This window comes from Pseudonocardia alaniniphila (assembly GCF_022524485.1).
GTDB lineage: Bacteria > Actinomycetota > Actinomycetes > Mycobacteriales > Pseudonocardiaceae > Pseudonocardia > Pseudonocardia alaniniphila.
Genome location: NZ_JAKXMK010000008.1, coordinates 265,795 through 285,303, shown reverse-complemented (window position 1 = coordinate 285,303; position 19,509 = coordinate 265,795). Strand labels below are relative to the sequence as shown.

General features: G+C 69.5%; 21 protein-coding genes. 9 read left to right on the top strand and 12 right to left on the bottom strand.

Annotated elements, in window-relative coordinates:
* The first annotated feature begins 9 nt into the window (after positions 1–9).
* Positions 10–2,730, top strand: a complete 2,721-nt coding sequence (gene ppdK / locus MMF94_RS11175; protein WP_241036274.1) for a pyruvate, phosphate dikinase — start codon at positions 10–12, stop codon at positions 2,728–2,730.
* Positions 2,731–2,808: 78 nt separating this feature from the next.
* Positions 2,809–3,252, top strand: a complete 444-nt coding sequence (locus MMF94_RS11170; RefSeq protein ID WP_241036273.1) for a universal stress protein — start codon at positions 2,809–2,811, stop codon at positions 3,250–3,252.
* Positions 3,253–3,258: 6 nt separating this feature from the next.
* Here MMF94_RS11170 and MMF94_RS11165 read toward each other — a convergent pair whose 3' ends face one another.
* Positions 3,259–3,660: a cupin domain-containing protein gene (locus tag MMF94_RS11165; protein WP_241036300.1), complete on the bottom strand. Its 402-nt coding sequence runs from the start codon at positions 3,658–3,660 to the stop codon at positions 3,259–3,261.
* Positions 3,661–3,812: 152 nt separating this feature from the next.
* Here MMF94_RS11165 and MMF94_RS11160 point away from each other — a divergent pair, with 152 nt between their 5' ends.
* The 4 genes from MMF94_RS11160 (at position 3,813) to MMF94_RS11145 (ending at position 6,529) form a co-directional block, all read left to right on the top strand.
* Positions 3,813–4,367 (top strand): DUF6886 family protein, encoded by a 555-nt coding sequence (locus MMF94_RS11160; RefSeq protein ID WP_241036272.1) that lies wholly within the window; start codon positions 3,813–3,815, stop codon positions 4,365–4,367.
* A gap of 134 nt (positions 4,368–4,501) precedes the next feature.
* Positions 4,502–4,792, top strand: coding sequence for a hypothetical protein (locus MMF94_RS11155; protein WP_241036271.1), 291 nt, complete (start codon positions 4,502–4,504; stop codon positions 4,790–4,792).
* A 59-nt stretch (positions 4,793–4,851) separates the two neighbouring features.
* Positions 4,852–6,048, top strand: a complete 1,197-nt coding sequence (locus MMF94_RS11150; RefSeq protein WP_241036270.1) for an aminotransferase class V-fold PLP-dependent enzyme — start codon at positions 4,852–4,854, stop codon at positions 6,046–6,048.
* Between the two features lie 70 nt (positions 6,049–6,118).
* Positions 6,119–6,529 carry a hypothetical protein gene (locus MMF94_RS11145; protein WP_241036269.1) on the top strand — a complete coding sequence of 137 codons (411 nt, stop codon included), beginning with the start codon at positions 6,119–6,121 and terminating at the stop codon, positions 6,527–6,529.
* 77 nt (positions 6,530–6,606) lie between these two features.
* Here the strand turns inward: MMF94_RS11145 and MMF94_RS11140 are convergent, their stop codons facing one another.
* From MMF94_RS11140 to MMF94_RS11110, 7 genes are all read right to left on the bottom strand, one after another.
* Complete coding sequence (locus tag MMF94_RS11140; RefSeq protein WP_241036268.1) at positions 6,607–7,227, bottom strand: hypothetical protein; 621 nt, start codon at positions 7,225–7,227, stop codon at positions 6,607–6,609.
* 121 nt (positions 7,228–7,348) lie between these two features.
* Entirely contained in the window at positions 7,349–8,341 is a 993-nt protein-coding gene (locus MMF94_RS11135) for a glycine betaine ABC transporter substrate-binding protein (RefSeq protein WP_241036267.1), read from the bottom strand.
* A gap of 33 nt (positions 8,342–8,374) precedes the next feature.
* Entirely contained in the window at positions 8,375–9,172 is a 798-nt protein-coding gene (locus MMF94_RS11130; protein ID WP_241036266.1) for an ABC transporter permease, read from the bottom strand.
* A complete protein-coding gene (locus MMF94_RS11125; RefSeq protein WP_277398694.1) occupies positions 9,169–10,326 on the bottom strand; it encodes an ABC transporter ATP-binding protein in 1,158 nt (385 codons plus the stop codon). The genes MMF94_RS11130 and MMF94_RS11125 overlap by 4 nt, the downstream gene beginning before the upstream one ends.
* A complete protein-coding gene (locus MMF94_RS11120; RefSeq protein WP_241036265.1) occupies positions 10,326–10,901 on the bottom strand; it encodes an ABC transporter permease in 576 nt (191 codons plus the stop codon). The genes MMF94_RS11125 and MMF94_RS11120 overlap by 1 nt, the downstream gene beginning before the upstream one ends.
* Before the next feature lie 242 nt (positions 10,902–11,143).
* On the bottom strand, positions 11,144–12,205 hold the full coding sequence (locus MMF94_RS11115) for an LLM class flavin-dependent oxidoreductase (protein ID WP_241036264.1): 1,062 nt from the start codon (positions 12,203–12,205) through the stop codon (positions 11,144–11,146).
* 173 nt (positions 12,206–12,378) lie between these two features.
* Entirely contained in the window at positions 12,379–12,861 is a 483-nt protein-coding gene (locus tag MMF94_RS11110; RefSeq protein ID WP_241036263.1) for a MarR family winged helix-turn-helix transcriptional regulator, read from the bottom strand.
* A gap of 207 nt (positions 12,862–13,068) precedes the next feature.
* On the opposite strand from MMF94_RS11110, the gene MMF94_RS11105 reads away from it, so the two are divergent.
* The 3 genes from MMF94_RS11105 to MMF94_RS11095 all read left to right on the top strand — a co-directional run bounded on the left by MMF94_RS11105 (position 13,069) and on the right by MMF94_RS11095 (position 15,454).
* On the top strand, positions 13,069–14,016 hold the full coding sequence (locus tag MMF94_RS11105; RefSeq protein ID WP_241036262.1) for a helix-turn-helix domain-containing protein: 948 nt from the start codon (positions 13,069–13,071) through the stop codon (positions 14,014–14,016).
* Positions 14,017–14,425: 409 nt separating this feature from the next.
* A complete protein-coding gene (locus MMF94_RS43730) occupies positions 14,426–14,875 on the top strand; it encodes a DUF5313 family protein (RefSeq protein ID WP_277398693.1) in 450 nt (149 codons plus the stop codon).
* 90 nt (positions 14,876–14,965) lie between these two features.
* The gene (locus MMF94_RS11095) at positions 14,966–15,454 is read left to right on the top strand and encodes a SixA phosphatase family protein (RefSeq protein WP_241036260.1); all 489 of its coding nucleotides are present in this window, start codon (positions 14,966–14,968) and stop codon (positions 15,452–15,454) included.
* A gap of 15 nt (positions 15,455–15,469) precedes the next feature.
* Here the strand turns inward: MMF94_RS11095 and MMF94_RS11090 are convergent, their stop codons facing one another.
* The 4 genes from MMF94_RS11090 to MMF94_RS11080 form a co-directional block, all read right to left on the bottom strand.
* The gene (locus MMF94_RS11090) at positions 15,470–16,678 is read right to left on the bottom strand and encodes a serine hydrolase domain-containing protein (RefSeq protein WP_241036259.1); all 1,209 of its coding nucleotides are present in this window, start codon (positions 16,676–16,678) and stop codon (positions 15,470–15,472) included.
* Positions 16,675–16,800: a hypothetical protein gene (locus MMF94_RS43315; RefSeq protein WP_277398692.1), complete on the bottom strand. Its 126-nt coding sequence runs from the start codon at positions 16,798–16,800 to the stop codon at positions 16,675–16,677. Before MMF94_RS43315 ends, MMF94_RS11090 begins: the two co-directional genes overlap by 4 nt.
* A gap of 58 nt (positions 16,801–16,858) precedes the next feature.
* Positions 16,859–18,187: a ferredoxin reductase family protein gene (locus tag MMF94_RS11085; RefSeq protein WP_241036258.1), complete on the bottom strand. Its 1,329-nt coding sequence runs from the start codon at positions 18,185–18,187 to the stop codon at positions 16,859–16,861.
* A 271-nt stretch (positions 18,188–18,458) separates the two neighbouring features.
* Complete coding sequence (locus tag MMF94_RS11080; protein ID WP_241036257.1) at positions 18,459–18,887, bottom strand: VOC family protein; 429 nt, start codon at positions 18,885–18,887, stop codon at positions 18,459–18,461.
* Positions 18,888–19,509 lie beyond the last annotated feature (622 nt).

Genomic DNA, 19,509 nt, shown 5'->3' with positions numbered 1-19,509 from the left:
GTGGAGCTGATGCCGAAGTACGTGTACGAGTTCAGCGAGGGCAGCAAGGAGGAGAAGGATCTTCTCGGCGGCAAGGGGGCCAACCTTGCCGAGATGACCCGGCTCGGGTTGCCCGTGCCACCGGGGTTCACGGTGACGACCGAGGCGTGCCGGCGGTACCTGGCCGACGGTGTGGTGCCGCCGGAGCTCAGGGTGCAGGTGACGCGCGCGCTGCGGGCGTTGGAGGACAGGGTCGGCCGCCAGCTCGGGGATCCTCAGGATCCGCTGCTGGTGTCGGTGCGGTCCGGGGCGAAGTTCTCGATGCCCGGGATGATGGAGACGGTCCTCAACATCGGGCTGAACGACGTCTCGGTCCGCGGTCTGGCCGGCGTGTCCGGGGACGAGCGGTTCGCCTGGGACTCCTACCGGCGGCTCATCGCGATGTTCGGCAAGACCGTGCTCGGTATCGACGATGCCTTGTTCGTCGAGGCGATGGACTCCATGAAGCGGTCGCGGGGCGTCACCCAGGACGTCGACCTCGGCGCGAACGACCTCGAGGAGCTCGTCGAGGTCTACAAGAAGGTGGTGCACCAGGAGACGGGACGGTCGTTCCCGCAGCAGCCACGCGAGCAGCTCGACCTGGCGATGAACGCCGTGTTCGACTCCTGGAACACCGAGCGGGCCCGGCTCTACCGCCGCCGCGAGCGGATCCCGGACGATCTCGGCACCGCCGTGAACGTGTGCACGATGGTGTTCGGCAACCTCGGTCCGGACTCGGGCACCGGGGTGTGCTTCACCCGCGACCCGGCCACCGGACGGCAGGGCGTGTACGGCGACTACCTGCCCAATGCCCAGGGCGAGGACGTCGTCGCGGGCATCCGCAACACCCTCACCCTCGCCGACCTGGCCGAACGTGACCCGAAGTCGGCGCGCCAGCTGTACGCGGTGATGCGCCGGTTGGAGACCCACTACCGGGACCTGTGCGACATCGAGTTCACGATCGAACGCGGCAAGCTGTGGATGCTGCAGACGCGGGTCGGCAAGCGCACGGCCGCCGCCGCGTTCCGGATCGCCGCCCAGCTCGTCGACGAGCAGCTGATCACGATGGACGAGGCGTTGCAGCGGGTCACGGGTGACCAGCTCGCACGGCTGATGTTCCCGCAGTTCGACCGCTCCGCCGCGCGGACCCGACTCGCCACCGGCCTGGCCGCCTCGCCGGGCGCGGCCGTGGGGGAGGCCGTGTTCGACTCCGCCACGGCCGTCGCCCGGCACGCTGCCGGCGACTCGGTCATCCTCGTGCGCCGGGAGACCAACCCCGACGATCTCGAAGGCATGATCGCCGCAGCCGGGGTGCTGACCAGCCGCGGCGGCAAGACGTCACACGCCGCTGTGGTGGCCCGCGGTATGGGACGCACGTGCGTGTGCGGCGCGGAGGCCATCGACGTCGACGCCGCAGCCCGGACGGCCCGCGTCGGCGACATCGTCGTGAACGAGGGCGACGTCATCGCCATCGACGGGTCCACCGGGGAGGTGTTCCTCGGCGACGTGCCGGTGATGACCTCACCCGTGGCGACATACCTGGAGGAGGGCCTCGACGCCGCGCTGACCGGGGCGGACGAGGAGACCGCCGAGCTGGTGCAGGCCGTGCACCGCGTTCTCACCCACGCCGACTCCACCCGGCGCCTCGGGGTGCGGGCCAACGCCGACACCGGCGAGGACGCGGCGCGCGCCCGTCGGCTCGGCGCCGAGGGCATCGGCCTGTGCCGGACCGAGCACATGTTCCTCGGCGACCGCCGCGCGCTCGTCGAGCGCCTGATCCTCGCCGACTCCGCAGCGGCACGGGCCTCGGCGCTGGAGGCGTTGATGCCGCAACAGCGCGGCGACTTCGTCGAACTGCTGGAGGCGATGGACGGGCTGCCGGTGACGATCCGCCTGTTGGATCCGCCGCTGCACGAGTTCCTACCCGACCGGACCGAGCTGTCCGTGCGGGTCGCCGTCGCCCGGGAACGCGGTGAGGACACCGCCGCCGACGAGACGCTGCTCGCCGCGGTGGAGCGGTTGCACGAGTCGAACCCGATGCTGGGGCTGCGGGGCGTGCGGTTGGGACTGGTCGTGCCCGGGCTGTTCGCGATGCAGGTCCGCGCGATCGCGGAGGCCGCCGCGGAACGCATCAAGGCAGGCGGCGACCCTCAGGTGGAGATCATGGTTCCGCTCGTCGGGTCGGTGATGGAACTGCACCTGATCCGGGACGAGACCGACGGCGTGCTCGCCGAGGTGGCCGAGCGGGAGAACGTCACCCTCGACATTCCCGTCGGAACGATGATCGAGCTGCCGAGGGCGGCGCTCACGGCGGGCCGGATCGCCGAGGCAGCCGACTTCTTCTCGTTCGGCACCAACGACCTCACCCAGACCGCCTGGGGGTTCTCCCGCGACGACGTCGAGGCGGCCTTCTTCGCCGCGTACCTGGACAAGGGCGTGTTCACGGTGTCGCCCTTCGAGACGCTCGATGCCATCGGCGTCGGCCGTCTCGTCCGGATCGCCGTCGAGGAAGGCCGGCGCGCGCGGCCCGGGCTCAAGATGGGGGTGTGCGGCGAGCACGGGGGCGACCCGGAGTCCGTGCACTTCTTCCACGAGGCCGAGCTCGACTACGTCTCGTGCAGCCCGTTCCGCATTCCCGTCGCCCGCCTGGAGGCAGGCCGCGCCGCCGGCGCCTACGACGACACCGCCGCCGGACTGGCCGGAGCCCGCTGACGAACGTCTGTGTGCAGACCGGACGGCTGCGCGCACACTTGCCCTGACATCGGGAGTGGCGACCGGAAGGGGTGCGTCATGGGTGGGATCGTCGTCGGCGTCGACCGGTCGGTGCACGCGGTTGACGCGCTGCGGTTCGCGATCGAGGAGGCGAACCTGCGAGGTGTCGAGCTGACCGTCGTCGAGGTGTGGCAGGAGCCCTATCTCAGCGCGGACGTGGGGCCGGAGGCCGCATCGTCGCTGGACGCGCCGGCGCGCAGGCGGGCGGAGCAGCTGCTTCGGGACCAGGTGGGCAAGGCCCTCGACGGGGAGCCTGCACCGGAGGTCATGCACCTGCAGGTCCGCGCCGGCAACCCGTCCGAGGAGCTCATCCGGCTCGGCCGATCCGCGGACCTGGTGGTGGTGGGCTCCCGGGGTCATGGCGGGTTCCGCCATCTGCTCACGGGATCGGTCGCCACACAGCTGGTCAACCACGCTCCGTGCCCGGTCGTGGTCGTGCCCGCCCGGGCCGCCGCGGTCTGACCGCGGTTACCGCGGCTGATGGAGGTCGTGTCCGGCGGTGCTGTCGACGTGCTCGGGGATCGCGCCCTCGTGCCGATCGCCGGTTGTGGAGGTACCGCTCGGCTCGAACATGAGGATCGAGCCCCCGGGAGAGGACGGTTTGTGCTCGATGCCCTTCGGGACGACGAATGCGTCGCCTCGGTGCAGCACCACGGTTCTCTCGCGGCCGTCGGCATCGCGCAGCGCGATGTCGAACCGGCCGTCGAGCACCAGGAAGAACTCGTCGGTGGACTCGTGCACGTGCCATACGTGCTCGCCCTTGGTGTGGGCGATCCGCACGTCGTAGTCGTTCATCCTGGCCACGATCCGAGGGCTGTACACGTCGTCGAAGGACGCGAGGGCAGTGGGGACGTTCACCGGATCCGACATCGTCATGGTCGTGAGTATCCGCCGCCGTGAGCGTCCGGTCTTGTACGTCCTTGCCCGACGCTGCTCGAGGCGGACTCACGGTCGAGTCCGCCCGGCAAGGAAATGACTTGTCCTCGCCAGGCGTGAATCACACGCTGTTCTGGTGAACTGCCGTGCGACCACGTGAGGGCGAGGTTCTCCACTTCTCGGAGGACCCGACGATCGCGGAATTCGTCCCCCATGTCGCCGCCACGGCCCGGATCTCGGACGCCTACGTGTGGGCCGTCGATGCGCTGAGGGCGCCGTCCTACTGGTTTCCGCGCCAGTGCCCGCGGGTGATGGCGTGGCCGCGCGCCGGATCCACCAGCGCGGACGTCGCGCGGATCATCGGCCCGTACGGGGGTTCGCGGGTCCATGCCGTGGAGTACGGGTGGCTGGAGCGGATACGGACGGTGCGCCTCTACGCCTACCGGTTTCCGGCGACGCTGTTCCGCCCGTACGCGGAACCCGAGCCGGCGCGGCGGTTCGGCGAGCCGGAGCCGTCTGCCCACGTCGCGGAGGTGCCGGTGCGCCCGCTGGGCCCGCCGGAGCCGGTGGGTGACCTCTTCGCACTGCACGAGGAGGCCGGCATCGAACTGCGCGTGCTGCCGACGCTGTGGACGTTCTGGGAGGCGGTGACGGCGAGCACGCTGGGATTCAGCGGGATCAGGCTGCGTAACGCCCGATAGGGAACTCCGCGTCCGCATCCTGCGAAGAACATTCCGGTGATGACGGCCGTCACCGGGCGCCCTGCGCTCTGTCAGCCCTACCGATGATCCACGGCCCTACTGGCGACCGCGGTCGGGCCGTCACGGTGGGAGTCATGACAGAGACGACTCATCGAGCAAGCCGGGCGCTTGCTGCGGCAGCAGTCCTGGCTCTCACCACGATCGCCATTCCCGTTGCCATCGCCACTCCGGCCTCGGCGACCGAGGCCCAGTGCGTCGACTATCTGCGACGGGAGGGGGTCATCATCGGTCCGAAGGTCAGGAATGCCTGCGATCAGGGAGCCAGCAGCTCATTCGTGGATCGTCAGGCGTGCTTCCCACTGCTGGTGCGTGCCGGCGTCAGCGGCGGAAAGGCCAGCGACGCGTGTGGCTACGCCTACCCGTAGATCGAAACGCGAGACGCCGCCTGGAAAGACCAGGCCGCGTTTCGTTAGCGTGTGATCGCGTGGACTTCGACGTCGAGCGGGCTCGCAACGACACCCCTGGTGCGCACGACGTGGCACATCTGGACAACGCAGGAGCGGCGCTTCCGCCGCGACAGGTGACCGACGCGGTGATCGAGCACCTTCGCACGGAGGCGGAGGTCGGCGGGTACGAGGCCGCCGCCATGGCGGCCGACCGGCTCGACGGCACCTACCAGGCCGTGGCCCGGCTGCTCGGCTGCGAGCAGGACGAGATCGCCCTGGTCGAGAACGCCACGCGCGCCTGGGACATGGCCTTCTACGCCATGCCCCTCAAACCCGGCGACCGCATCCTGACCGCCCACGCCGAGTACGCCAGCAACGTCATCGCCTTCCTGCAGGTGGCAGCGCGCGCGGGTGCGGTCGTGGAGGTCGTCGACGACGACGAGCACGGCCAGCTGTCCGTGACCGACCTGTGCAGGCGCCTGCAGGACGGCGCGGGGAGGGTCGGGCTCATCGCGATGACGCACGTACCCACGCACGGCGGGCTCGTCAACCCTGCCGAGGAGGTCGGCGCCGTCGCCCGCGAGGCCGGAGTGCCGTTCCTGCTCGATGCCTGCCAGTCGGTGGGCCAGTTGCAGGTGGACGTCGAGCGCATCGGCTGCGACATGCTGTCGGCCACCGGTCGCAAGTTCCTGCGCGGACCGCGCGGAACGGGGTTCCTGTACGTGCGTCGCTCGCTGCTCGAACGGCTGGAGCCGCCGTTTCTGGACCTGCACGCCGCCACGTTGACGGCTCCGGACCGCTACGAGATGCGGCCCGACGCGCGCCGTTTCGAGAACTGGGAGAGCGATGTCGCCGCACGGATCGGGTTGGGCGTCGCCGTCGACTACGCCCTCGAGTGGGGGCTTGCGGCCATCGAGGCGCGGGTCACGGTCCTGGCCGAGACGCTGCGCGAACGGCTGCAGGCGGTGAGCGGGGTACGCGTCCACGACCAGGGCCTTCGCCGCTGCGGCATCGTCACGTTCACCGTCGACGGCGTCTCCTGCGAGGAGGTGCAGAGGACGCTGCGTGAGCGCGGGGTGCGGACCACCATCTCCCGGGCCAGATCTGCCCAGCTCGACATGCCCCGCCGGGGTCTGGCGGAGGTGGTGCGCGCCTCGGTCCACTACTACAACACCGAGGACGAGCTCGACCGGCTCGTGGACGCGCTGCCGCCGCGCCGCTCGATACAGATGTGAAGCATCAGCGCCATCGGGATCGGGTAACCGATGACTGGGTGCGTACATCGGCGTGCGCACCGCTTCGGACATGATCCAGGAGGACGCCATGGGGCTGCTCAGTCACGTGATTGCGGCCGGAATCGGCTACTACGCCGGTCAGCCCGACGGCCGCCGGCAGCTGGACAAGCTGCGGAGGCAGGCGGTCGAGTACGCCCACGGGCCGCAGGCCAAGCGGCTGCGGGAACGTGGCTGGGACATGGCCGGTGAAGGCGCGCACGCAGCGAAGAACTTCGCGTCGAGAGTGGTCTCCCACAAGGACGCGGACCCGGCGGCCGACGTCGCCGGCACCCGGAGCGGACAGAGTCGGCTTCTCTGGCGCCGCGGCGGGCGAACGGCGGACGGGCAGGCCGCCGCCACGCCGGGCACGGACGGCGCGGCGGGCACCGGCTCCCCCGCCGCCACCCAGGCCCCGCCGTCCGGCACCGAGCACCGACCCTGATCTACCTCGTGACGCGACGGGGAGCGCCCGACCGGCTCCGGGCGTTTCCCCCGTCGCTGTAGTCGGCCGCGCGCCGTTCAGGCCATCTCGGGGACCCGCAGATGGGCGAGCGCCAGTTCGAACTCACTCACTTCGATGATCTGGCCATTCGCCTCCCTGGTGCCCCACTCCCGCAGAGTGGTCGCCGCGTCGCGGGTCCGCTCCATGGCGTCGCGGCTGTCGAAGGTCACCGACGAGACGGCATAGCCGGATGTGCGATCGACCATCAGGCTCGCGCTGCAGAACCCGTCGTAGGTCTCGATCTCCGGCAGCAGCCCCAACCTGTGGATGTCGATGAGGCGGTCGGTGTCCTCGGGATTCGTCCGCACCCAGGTGGCGCGAACGCACGCGCCCGGCTTCGAGGTGTGATCGCGGTGCAGGACGGCGATCTCCCACTCGTCGACCTGCGGCCTGCCGCCGAGCACCTCGCCCGCCCGCTCGCGGACGGGTCGTAGCCAGCCTTCACTCGCGTGCATGGCTTCCTCATCCCGCCATGCGGTCGTGATGATGCAGCAGCCGGATGTGCGATCGACCAGCATGGACAGGCCGACGCACCCGTCTACCCGCAACACCGTCGGCATGACCTCGTCGCGGATGTGCTCGACTCCCGCGTCGATCGCCTCCGAATGTGCGAGGACTGTGGTGGAGCGTGCGTACACGATCCACCCCCTTCCGATCGGGGTGGCGCCCCGGCGGCGCCGCCGGTCGTCCGACACCCTTCTCTCACGGCTCTGCTGTGGCAATGCCCCCACGTTGAGCTGCGAAGATCGACCTTGCGGGTCAGCCGTTGATGATCTTGGTCTCGACGAGGAACTCCCTGGCGGCGTCCTCGGGCGTCTCGCCGTCGATGTCGACCTTGGCGTTGAGCTGCGTGGCGCGCTCGGTGGTGAGTTGCTTCGCGATCGCGCCGAACAGTGTGTCGTAGGCGGCCGCGTTGGCCTGGTACACGTCCGTCCGCATGCTGACGGCCACGTTGTAGGTGGCCAGGGCCTGCTTGTCGTCCTGGAGTACGACGAGCTTGTTCTGGAGCACCTGGGCGTCGGTGCCGAAGACGACCGCGAAGTTGCACGGCTCGCGCGCGGCGACGCTCGTGTAGACCAGCCCGAAGTCGAGAACGGCGACATTGGCGGCGGGGAGGTCGAAGCCGTAGGTTTTCTCGACCGCGGGCAGGCCGTCGTTGCGGGTGGGGAACTCCGCGGAGGTGCACAGGGCGGCCGCCCGCGGGTTCTGCTGCGCCAACCGCGCCCAGTCGCTGATGGTGGAGACGCCGAGCTCCTTCGCGGCGTCGGGGTTCGCGGCGATCGCGTAGGCGTTGTTGGCGCCGGCCATGGCGAACCAGGTGATCCCGTTCGCGGCGTCGGCTTGCTTCACGGCGTCGAACTGGGCCTGCTCGCCGGGGATCGGATCGGTGTTGCCGAGCGGCCCGAGCCATGCGGTGCCCGTGTACTCCCAGTACATGTCGATCTCGCCCGACTGCAACGCGCCGCGCACGACGGGCGTGCCGACGAGGTTCGTGCGGTCGTCCACCGTCGCACCGGCGGCTTCCAGGGCCTGCACGGCCACCTGGCCGAGGATCTGCTGCTCGGTGAACTCCTTGGAGCCCACGGCGATCTGGGTGCCTGCCAGGTGGATGCTCGCCGCGACCGAGTCGCCCGTGTCGGCGCCGCCCGAGCCACCTGCGCCGCTACTGCATCCCGATAGCGCGAGCAGGCCGGCCACGGCCAGTGCGCTCAGCACACGGAGCTTGCGGGTCGTCGTGGCACAAAACGGCACAGCGCCTCCTTTGGCGAGTGAATCTCGATGGACCTACAGGCCGCGAGGCCGGAGAACGTCCTCCGCCACGCCGAGCACGTGGTCGACCAGGAGGGCGAGCACCGCGGTGAGAATGCTCGCGACCACGATGACGGGCGTGCGGCTCTGCACGATTCCGCCGTACACGACGCTGCCGAGCCCTCCGGCATTGGTGAGCGCACCGATGGTGGCCGTCCCGACGTTGATGACGGCCGCGGTGCGCACGCCGGCGAGGATCACCGGCACGGCGAGCGGCAACTCGATCTCACGCAGCACTCGGTTGCTCGACATGCCCATGCCCCGCGCCGATTCCACGACGAACGGATCGATCTGCTGCAGCCCGACGATCGTGTTGCGCAGGATGGGAAGGAACGCGTAGACGACCAGCGCGACGACAGCACCCCGGAACCCGGGGGCGAACAGGATCGCGAAGAGAACGATCACGCCGAGCGAGGGCACCGACTGCGCGATGTTGCCCAGCCCGACGACGAGCGGGGTCAGCCGGCGTGCCGCAGGCCTGGTGACCAGGATCCCCAGCGGCACGGCGATGACGATGACCAGCAGCGTGGAGAGACCGACGAGCTGCAGGTGCACGAGCGTGGCGTTGAGCAGGCCGCCGAGGGTGAGCAAACGCTGCTCGACGTCGTCGAGGTCGGCAACGGCGACGAAGACGGCGACGCCGATGCAGACGAGTGCCAGCACCGCAGGAACGCCGAGGTAGCGCCGCCACCACGCCGCCCGGGACCTGTGCGGACCGGGCTGGTCGAGCATCTCATCGCTGCGGGCGTACGGATCCTCGATGGCGAGGCTCACCGAGCCGATACCTCCTCGGGCACCTGTTCGCGGGCGTCGGTGCGCACGGTCTCGACCGCGGCCATGATCACCCGCATGTCGACGGTGCCCAGCAGCGCCCCGGAGTCGTCGACGACGACCACCACACCCACGCGGCTACCGACCATCGCGTCCAGCGCGCCCGCCAGCGTCGCGGTGGGCTCGACCGTCGCGCGGACCTCCAGCCCCACGTCCTCGAGCGATCCGCCGGACTGCCCCAGCTCACGGGCATGTGCCCACCGCAGTGGCCTGCGCTGCTCGTCGAGCAGCAGCAGCGCCCCGTGTTCCGACGCCTCGAGCGCGCGCAGCGCCGCCTCCCGGCCCGCGCTGATCGCGGACGTCGGCCACTGCTCGAGCTCGACGTCGCGTACCCGTACGAGACCGAGCCGCTTGAGCGACGCGCCGGAGCCGATGAACTCCCGCACGAAGTCGTCGGCAGGTGCCGCGAGCACCCTCTCCGGGGTGTCGTACTGCGCGACCACCGACCCCTCGCGGAGGATGGCGATCCGGTCTCCCATCTTGATCGCTTCGTCGATGTCGTGCGTGACGAAGACGATGGTCTTGCGGATCTCCTCCTGCAGGCGGAGGAACTCGTTCTGCAGGCGTTCGCGGCTGATCGGGTCGAGCGCGCCGAACGGCTCGTCCATCAGCATCACCGGAGGGTCCGCTGCCAGCGCGCGAGCGACTCCGACCCGCTGACGCTGACCTCCGGAGAGCTCTTTGGGGAACCTGTCGCGGTACGTGGCGGGGTCCAAGCCCACGAGGTGCATCAGCTCGTCGAGCCGGTCGTCGATCCGCTTCTGCGGCCAACCGAGCAGCCGGGGCACCGTGGTGATGTTGCGTCCGATGGTCTGGTGGGGGAAGAGACCGACCTGCTGGATGACATAGCCGATGCGGCGGCGGAGGCGGTCGGGGTTCTCCCTGGTCACGTCCTCGCCCTGCAGCCGGATGATCCCCGACGACGGCTCGATGATCCGGTTGATCATCTTGAGGGTCGTGGTCTTCCCGCAGCCCGACGGGCCGACGAGGATGACGATCTCGCCTTCGGCGATCCTCAGATCCAGGGAGTCGACCGCCGGGGACGGCCGGCCGTCGTACCGCTTGGTCAGCTGTTCCAGCTCGATCATGTCGGGCATCAGCGAATTCCCCTGGACGTCGTCACGCGGGTCAGGACGAGGAACGCACCGTCGAGGAGCATTCCCACGAGCACGACACCGAGCGTGCCCATGAGGGCGAGGTTGACGGCGTTGGGACTCGAGATCACCCGCAGGCCCGAGAAGATCAGCTCGCCGAGTCCGGGGCCGCCGATGATCGGGCCCAGCGCCGCCACTCCCACCAGCAGCACCGCCGACACCCGAACCCCGGTGACCACGACCGGCCACGCCAGCGGCAGTTCGATGCTCACCAGCCTGCGCCAGCGCCCCATCCCGACGCCTTGGGCAGCCTCGACGACCGCCGCGTCGACCCCGGTCAGGCCGGTGATCGTGTTACGCACGATCGGCAGCAGCGAGTACAGCGCCAGCGCGACGACCACCGGCACGGTCCCGATGGTGCCCAGCAGCGCGAGCAGCAGTGCGTACATCGCCAGCGACGGCACGGTGAGGATCAGCCCGCAGGCGTTGATGGTGAGGGTCCGCGCGCGCGGCCGGCGGTGGACGGTCATGCCCAGGGCCAACCCGACCACGCTGCCGATGAGCAGACCGGCGAGCACGACGGCGAGGTGCTCGAGCGACAGTTCGAGCAGCCGGTCATAGTGGTCGAGCAGGTACTCCGGGAACGTGATCGCGGCTCCTTGCGACGGAGGTGGTCGTGCGGGTCGGCGCCTCGGCGACGATCACCTGAACCTACCGACTGTCGCAACTCGGGACACAGACCGTGCGAACGGTGACCTTCGTTGCACTGCGTGCCACCGGGGCGCAGAAGTCGGCAGGAGCTCGCCGTTTCCCGCCCAGGTCACGGAGGTTTTGAGGCGAGAAGCTCGCGGACCCGCGGCGCCACCTTCGTCCCGAACAGTTCGATGTTGGTCATGAGCTTGTCGTGCGAGAGCCCGCCGATGCCGTACTTGAGGTCGAACCGCGTGGCCCCGAGAGCGGTCATGTTCGCCGCGATTTTCTGGGCGACGGTCTCGGGCGAGCCGATGTAGAGCGCGCCGCCGGGCCCGATGTCGTGCATGAACGACTCCTTGGTCGGGATCCGGAAGCCACGGGTCCTGCTGACCTGTGTGATCACCTGGAGGTAGTGCGGCCAGAACTCCTCGGCGGCCTGCTCGTCGGTGTGGGCGACGTGTCCGGGTGAGTGCACTCCGACCGGGCGTGCCGGCTGTCCGAGCTGCTTCAGGGCGTGGGCGAAGAGCTCGGAGAAGGGCGCGAAGCGTCGGGGCGAGCCGCCGATGATCGCGAGCATCAGCGAGAAGCCGTAGCGGGCAGCGCGGATGACGGACTGGGGGCTGCCGCCGACTCCGATCCACGCGGGGAACCGGCCCGATTCGACGTGGGGCACCACGTCCTGGTCGACGAGCGCGGCGCGGGTCGTGCCGTGCCAGGTGACCGGTCCACCCTTGAGCAGCTCGGCGAACAGGTTCGTCTTCTCCTCGAACAGCTCCTCGTAGTCCTCGAGGTCGTAGCCGAAGAGCGGGAACGAGTCGACGCTGGAACCACGGCCGAGGATCACCTCGGCGCGCCCGTTGGAGACGGCGTCGAGCGTCGAGTAGCGCTGGAAGACGCGGACGGGGTCGTCGGAGCTCAGCACGGTCACAGCGGATCCGAGCCGGATGCGCTCGGTGCGCGCCGCGATCGCGCCCAGCACGACGTCGGCGGCGGACAGCGGCATGTCCGGGGTGTGGTGCTCGCCGATGCCGAAGAAGTCGAGTCCGACGGCCTCGGCCTGCACGCCCTCGTCGACGAGGTTGCGGATGGCCTGGGCGTGCGACACGAGCCGGCCCTGATCGTCCCGGGCGACGTCGCCGAAGGTGTCGAGGCCGAGGACGATCGGGAACTGGGGGTCGGGGGCGTTCATGATGATTCCCTTTTTCGTACTGGAGCGAGGTGGATGGTCTTCGGGCCGCGGCTGCCGGCCAGCGCGAACTCACGCCGGCGCGTCGGCGTCGAGACCGGCTTCGGCCGCCACCCTGGCGAGGGTCGAGCCGACGTGGCCCGTGCCCAGCACGGCGAGCCGCGGGCACGGGTGCGTCATGACTGGTCGGTCTCGCGGTCGAGGTGCCGGCGGATGGCGTCGAGGATCTCGGCCAGCGCGTCGAACTGCGCGGGAGTCAAGGCGTCGGCGAAGTGCCGCTTGATCGCTCGCAGGTGTGGGGACGATGCGCGGCGGAAGACGTCTGCCCCGTCCGCGGTCAAGGACACGAGGGCGCCACGGTTGTCGGTGGGGCACTCGTCGCGCCGGATGAGGCCGCGCCGTTCCATCCGTCCGAGGTGGTGCGAGAGGCGGCTCCGCTCCCACTCCATCATCGCCGCAAGCTGCGTGGACCGTACTTCGCGTCCCACGGCCTCGCTGAGCGCGAGCAGCACCGCGTAGTCGGCAGGCGAGAGGTTCGACTCCTGCAGCTGGGCGCCGAGAACCCGCCGCAGGTCCGCGGTCGTGTCGAGCAGTGCCCGCCAGATCCGTAGCTCTCGCGAGGTCATGCGCCGTCGCACGACCGGGACGTCAGTGGTCATCGCTCCCCCTTTGAGGATGTGTCAACAATAACCGAATGGTGACGCATCAACTAGGAGGAGGCCGTGCGGTACCTCATTTTTGTCCGGCTCGGGCCGAGTCGTGCCAACGACGGTGGTTGCGTGTCACGACAACAGCCGTCCAGGTAGCACTAAGAGCACTCGCAGTGCTGCTACCTGGGGGGATGGCCCGGAGCTAGCCTCAGGGCCGTGCAGATTTGGGAGTTCTCCGGTGAGGAGTACGAAGACGTCACCAGGCAGATCTACACACCGATGATCGCTCGGACGGCTCCCGACTTCCGCGGGTGGTCGGCCGTCCAGGAACTGGGCGATGCCCTCACGCTCTCTCGGTCGCAGTTCCGAGGGCCGATATCCGCGGTCCGGACCGACCGGATGGCGGCGAGAGCGTCGGTCGACGACCTGATGCTCTTCTCCGTGCGGCAGCTGGCCGGTCGGGGCCACGTCCGCCAGCACGACCGCGTCGCCGAGCTGGCGGCCGGCTCGGGCATTCTGATCGAGGGACGTAGCCGCTACGAGCGAGTCTCGTCGGCCGAGGTACTCAGCGTGAATCTGCGTTTTCCCCGCGAGCTGCTCCCGCTCCCCACCGCCGAGATCACCGACTGCTGTGCACGCAGCATCGACCCGGCAGCCCCTGCCATGCAGATGGTGTACGGCTACCTCGATCGGCTGTTCGAGATGGCCGACGACCTCACCGCGCTGCAGCGACTCGACGCCGGGCGCGCTGCGGTCGATCTGCTCGTCATGGCGTTGCGGGACGTCACCCCCTCGGTACCGGGCGGGACCGGCTCCGAGGAGGTGTTGCTCGACATGATGCGTACGCACGTCCGCGAACACCTGGCCGATCCGCAGCTGCGGGTCGAGGAGCTGGCGCGCCGGCACCACGTGTCGGTCCGCCACATGTACAGCCTGTTCGCACAGATCGGGACAACGCCCGGTGCGTACCTGCGCGAGCAGCGGCTGCTCGCTGCACGGTTGATGCTGTCCGACCCGAGGTACGCCCGGCTCGCGATGCCGGGCATCGCGGCTGCGGTCGGGTTCCTCGACATCACCACGTTCGGACGGGCGTTCCGGCGTCAGTACGGCACGACGCCGACCGGCTGGCGGCGCGAGCACCTTGGCTCCGGACCGCTCCCGTGACCGTGCCGCAGGAAACGCATAGGTGCCGAGCAGGAATCGCATGCACGTCGAGGCTCTGAGCTGGTCGACTGTCTGCGCAGGCCAACGAGGGGTCAGGCAGACGCGAACCGGGTTGGGGACCCGGCCATCGACCGCGTCGGTGCTTGACCCCTTGCGCGAGGGGGTGGGGCCGGGCTGTGCATGCGGCCCGGCCCCCGCTCGTGGCCACTCGGGGCGATCGCTGTCGGTGTTGCCGCACCGTGCTCAGCTCGATCAGCTCGAAGTACGTACAGCGTGCGTAGTCGATCGCTTCTCGATCAGGACAGTCGCCCCCTCCCGGCGTAACCTCACGAACAGGGCGAACTCGCGTCGCTCTCGAGGGAATCCATTCCCGGACGGCCATGGCGTCCGGGAGATCGGAGGACCCGACATGAGGTGGATACCGCGCATACGGAATCCGGTTTCACCGGCCACTCCCGCATCGCAGCGACGCCCTGGTCCGGCCCGTTGGTTCTGGTACGCGCTCGGCGGCGGGCTTCCGATGGCGTACCGGGAGTGGGTGCTCCACGACGTCACCTGCCGCACGTGGCCGTTGCGCCACCTGCTGCGGTTGCTCGTTCAGGTGGTGCCGGTCGCGGTCGTGCTCGTGGTCCTGATACCCGGACCGATGTCGGTGCGGCTGATGGCCGCGATCGGCGGGGCGCTGGTCGGATTGCTGTACTCCTTCGTGTTCCTCTACGAGGCCACGGAAAGCCGAGCGTGGAAGGCGGGCTACGACCACGGCACCGCAAAGCGGGTGCGCGAGGAGCGCAACGCGGGCCGGGCACTCGCCGCGGCCGCGTCGGACTTCGAACGCCGGTGGCGCAGGCAGCATCGATGAGTCACGAGCCGTCCGTGGCCGTGCAGAAGCGCGGATCGGCGGGAACACTCATCGAGATGACCGCGGAACTGCTGGTACAGGTTGTGCGACATGGCTGACGACTCCCACCGGCTGGTGATCGTCCGGCACGCGAAGTCGGCGTGGCCCGACGGCGTGCCCGACGAGAAGAGGCCACTGAACAAACGGGGCCGCCGGGACGCGCCCGCTGTGGGTCGCTGGCTGCGGAAGCGGATCGGCCGACCCAGGGCGGTCGTGTGCTCGCCCGCGGCCCGGACCCGCGAGACCTGGGAGTTGGTGGCCGACGAACTCGGCAAGGCGCCCGACCCGGTCTTCGACAAACGGGTCTACGAGGCGTCGGCCAAGAAGCTGCTCGCCGTTGTCAGGGACCTCCCCGACGGTGTCGGACCGGCCGTCCTCATCGGGCACAACCCGGGCCTCGCCGACCTCGTCGAGCTACTCACCGGCAAGTCGCCGGAGATGAAGACGTCGGCGATCGCGGTGCTGGACGTGGCCGGCTCCTGGGCAGACGTGAGGCCGGGTGGGGCCGCGCTCGTCGAGTACGCCACGCCGCGCGGATGACGGGCTCGTCATCGGTCAGAGCTGGGCCTGGACGATGATGCGTTTGGCGATCTCGTTCGCCGGCTGGGCGCCGTTGGGTGCGGCCTGCAGGTTGGTGAGCACGATCAGCGTCTTGTCGCCGTCGGGGTCGTAGCCCATGAACGACTGGTATCCGGGCAGTGAGCCGTCGTGGCCGATCATCGGTCCGAACCTGGCCAGGGCGAGTCCGTACGAGGCGCTGATCCCGTTCGGCGTGGGCGGCGGAAGGCTGTCGATGCGTTGTTTCTGCGTTGCGGCATCGAGCAGACCACCCGTGACGAGCGGCTTCACGTAGGTGGCCAGGTCCTCTGCCGAGGAGATCGCCGCGCCTGCCGCCCAGGCCCACGACGGGTTGATGCCGGTGACGTCGTTGGGCACGAGGGTGCCTTCGCGGGCGGCGGCCTGCTGATCAGGAGGAAGCGCGGGATCGGCCAGCGTGGCGACGTTCGTGCCGAACAGGTAACCCTGCGGGTGCGGGTCGAGGATCGAATTCGATGTGAGCGGGGGAAACACCGTGTTCCTCAGCCCGAGCGGGGTGAAGATCCGTTCCTGGAAGACGTTCTCCAGCTTCTGCCCGGTGATCTGTTCGATGATCATCCCGAGCAACACGGTGTTGGTGTTCGAGTAGTGAAAACCCTGACCGGGCGCGAAGTAGGGCGGCTGGGCCAGGGCGAGAGCGACGAGCTCCTGGGGCTGCCAGACCTTGCCGGGGTCCTCGTCCATCGCGCGGTTGAACGATTCGAGTTCGCTGTAGTTGTACAGCCCGCTGCGCATGTCGAGCATCTGCGCGATGGTGATGTCGGCGCCGTTGGGCACCCTCGGCTGGTACTTCGCCACCGGGTCCGACAACCCGATCCGGCCTTCCTGTACCAGCTGCAGCACCACCGTGCCGGTCATCGTCTTCGTGTTCGAACCGATCCTGAAGTGGTCGCCGACCTCCACCGGCTCGTCGGTGCCGACTCTGCGCGTTCCGAACGCCTCCAGGTACTGGCCGGCCGGGGTACGGACCAGGACGACCACGCCCGGCACGGACATGTCCCTCATCGCTTCGGTGATGATCGGACGCAGTCTCGTGTCGAGGTCGGACGCCGGCGCGGTGGGGCCCGGTCCGGCGGTTGTGCCTCCGCCGGTTCCGCAGGCCGAGGTGACCAGCGTGACCACCGCGGCGAGTGCGATCACGGCCCAGAGCAGCGATCGCCCGGTCATGGCAACGCCCCGACCGTCGGGGTGGAATCGTCGAGGAACGAGCCTTCGACGATCAATTGCTCGCGCAGCTCCACGGCGTCATCATGCTGCAAGGAACGGATGCCGATGCGGCTGTCACCCATTCCGGCATGATTTCCCGGTTTTCGGGTGGCCTGAATTCCGGTCCGCTCGCCGAGGCGATCAGACCGCGTCGAACTGCTCGGTGTGGATCCGCTGGCGAGGGATGCCGATATCGTCGAGCGTGGTGATCATGCCGTTGACGAACGAGCCGGAACCGCAGAGGAAGTAGTCGAGCTGGTTGCGGCGGAACGAGCCCGGCAGCACCGTGGAGAGCATCTCCGCGTCGATCCGGCCGGTGGAACCTGTCCAGCCCGGGTAGGGCTGGGTGAGAGTCGGCACGACCGTGAGGTGGAGCCGAGCCTTGAGATCCTCCAACTCCTCGGCGAACAACAGGTCGTCGGGGGAGCGGCCGCTGACCAGCAGCCGATGAGGACGCCGGTCGCCGCGGTCGGCGAGGGTGCGCAGCATGCTCATCATCGGCGTGATGCCGACCCCGCCTGCGAGCAGGACGAGCCCGGTGGAGCGCATGTGGTCCACGCTGAACGAGCCGTGTGGCCCGTCCAGGAAGACCCTGGTGCCGGGTCGCAGGCGGCCCAGCGTCCGGGTGTAGTCGCCGATGTGGCGAACGGTGAACTCGAGTGTGCCGTCGGCACGGGCGCCCGATGCGATGGTGAACGGGTGGTCGCTGAGCAGGCCCCAGCGCCGCAGGCGCAGCCAGGCGAACTGGCCAGGGGCGAACGCCAGCGCGTCGCGACGGGAACTGCGGCGCCAGCCTGTGGGTGCGAGCACGAGCGTGCTCACGTCGTCCGATTCCGGGCGGATGCCCCGCACGCGGAAACCGCCGCGCTCGGCCAGCAACGGACGCAAACACCATCGCACGAGGAGGATGACGACCAGCGCTCCGATGAGTGAGACGAACCAGGTGCGCGCCCCGTCCTCGTTGACGAGGTTGTTCCGGAGGACCACGTGAAGCGCGGCACCGCCGACGGCCGTCGCGGTGAGGGCCAGGTGCGCGATCCGCCACACCTGGTAGGGCAGCCGTAGCCGTCGGCGCAACAGGGCGGTCAGGGCGAGCAGGATCAGCGCGAGCGTCGAGATGGTGGCGGCACGCATGCCCGGTGAGGCGTGCACCAGGTCGAGGTACTTGATGTTGCGGGCAGGGTTGGCGAGCACCACCACCGCGGTGTGGGCCAGCACGAGACCGAGCAGCACCAGGCCGATGTAGCGGTGCACCACCAGGAGCTGCTCCATCCCCAGCCCTCTGGTGAGCGATCGCAACCGGGACGCCACCACGATCGCGCCGAACAGGGCCGAGAGCGCCACCAGCCCCAGCGCCACCGAGACCCCCGGTTCGAGCTCGGCCCGGACGCCGACAAGGAGTACCAGAGGGACCAGGGGCAGTGCCACGAATGCCGTCACCCACGCGGCACGGACCACCACTCGCTTCACGGCACCGGACGCTAACTTCGCGCCGCTTCCGGCACACGGAACCTGAGAATCCAGGTTGCGGTCGGTGTGCCGCGCGGTGAATCCCCGTCGACGAATGGGTGGTCAATGCTCCATCTGGTCGGCCGTTGCTGCGCCGAATAGCAGCATCGACCCTTAAGGTCGAGCGCTCGGCGCTGCCTGCTGCCGTCGACAGACCGGTCGACGCCGGATGGCCGTGCGCCGCTCCGTCCGTCCGAGTGCCAGGCGCCGCTCGTGCCGCCGGGGTAGCCCGTCAGCTGATCGACTGCCCGATACCGAGCATGTTGCCTTCGCTGTCGCGGAACCAGACACCCCGCTCGCCGGTGCCCTTGCTCGGATAGTTGCCCGAGACCGTCGTGATCCCGTCGGCGGTGGTGCCGGGCAGGTCGACGACCTCGAACACGACGCCGCGGGACCGCAGCTCGCCGACCGTCGCCTCGATGTCGTCGACGCTCCACGCCATCTGCGTGTGCGAGCCCGACGGAGCTCCTGAGGAGGCGAACAGCGCAAAACTGCCCTCCGCGCAGTGGTACAGCAGCCCGCCCGGCCGCTCCTCCGCCGGATCGAGGCCCAGCTTCTCCGCATAGAACGCCCGCGCCCGGTCGAGGTCCTGCGCCGGGAGCCTCGTGGCCACGCCGCCGTTGGCCAGCGGAGTTGTGGATTCTCCTGTTCTCGTCTCCATGACAGGTAGACCACGTGGGCGGCGTGGACTCATCGGTTTCGAGGCTGCCCGCCTGCTCATGGCGAACCCCGGGAAGGCACCTGAGTTCGGCGCTCATGATCGGCAAGTGGGGAGCGGCAACCGTGCCAGGCGCGGGTGTGCGGCCCCAAACGATGACCACCGCGCGGAGATGAGTCCATGATCGGCGTTTTGGGCCCGGGAGCCGGGCGGTACGCGGCTGTGCGGCCCCAAACGGTGATCACGGTCGGGAGGCGGGCGGGATGGCCGTGCCGCGCTGGGTGGCGGGCCCGGCGCTCGACCATGATCAGCATTTGGGGGTCGGGAACCGGGCGGGACGCGGTTGCGCGGCCCCGAATGATGATCATCGGTGTGGTGAGCCGACGCCTCCGCTGTGAGACGGCCCCGTTGATGTCCATGATCGGCAGGTCGGCGGGAACCTTGTGCGGAAGTTTGATCATCGTCGGGGCGGTCGGCGCGGCTTTGCCGGGCCGGTCGGCTCGGGCTGCCCATGATCGGCGTTTGGGGACCAGTAACCGGGCGGGACCCGGCTGTGCGGTCCCAAACGGTGATCACGGTCGGGAGGCGGGCGGGATGGCCGTGCCGCGCTGGGCGGCGGGCCGGG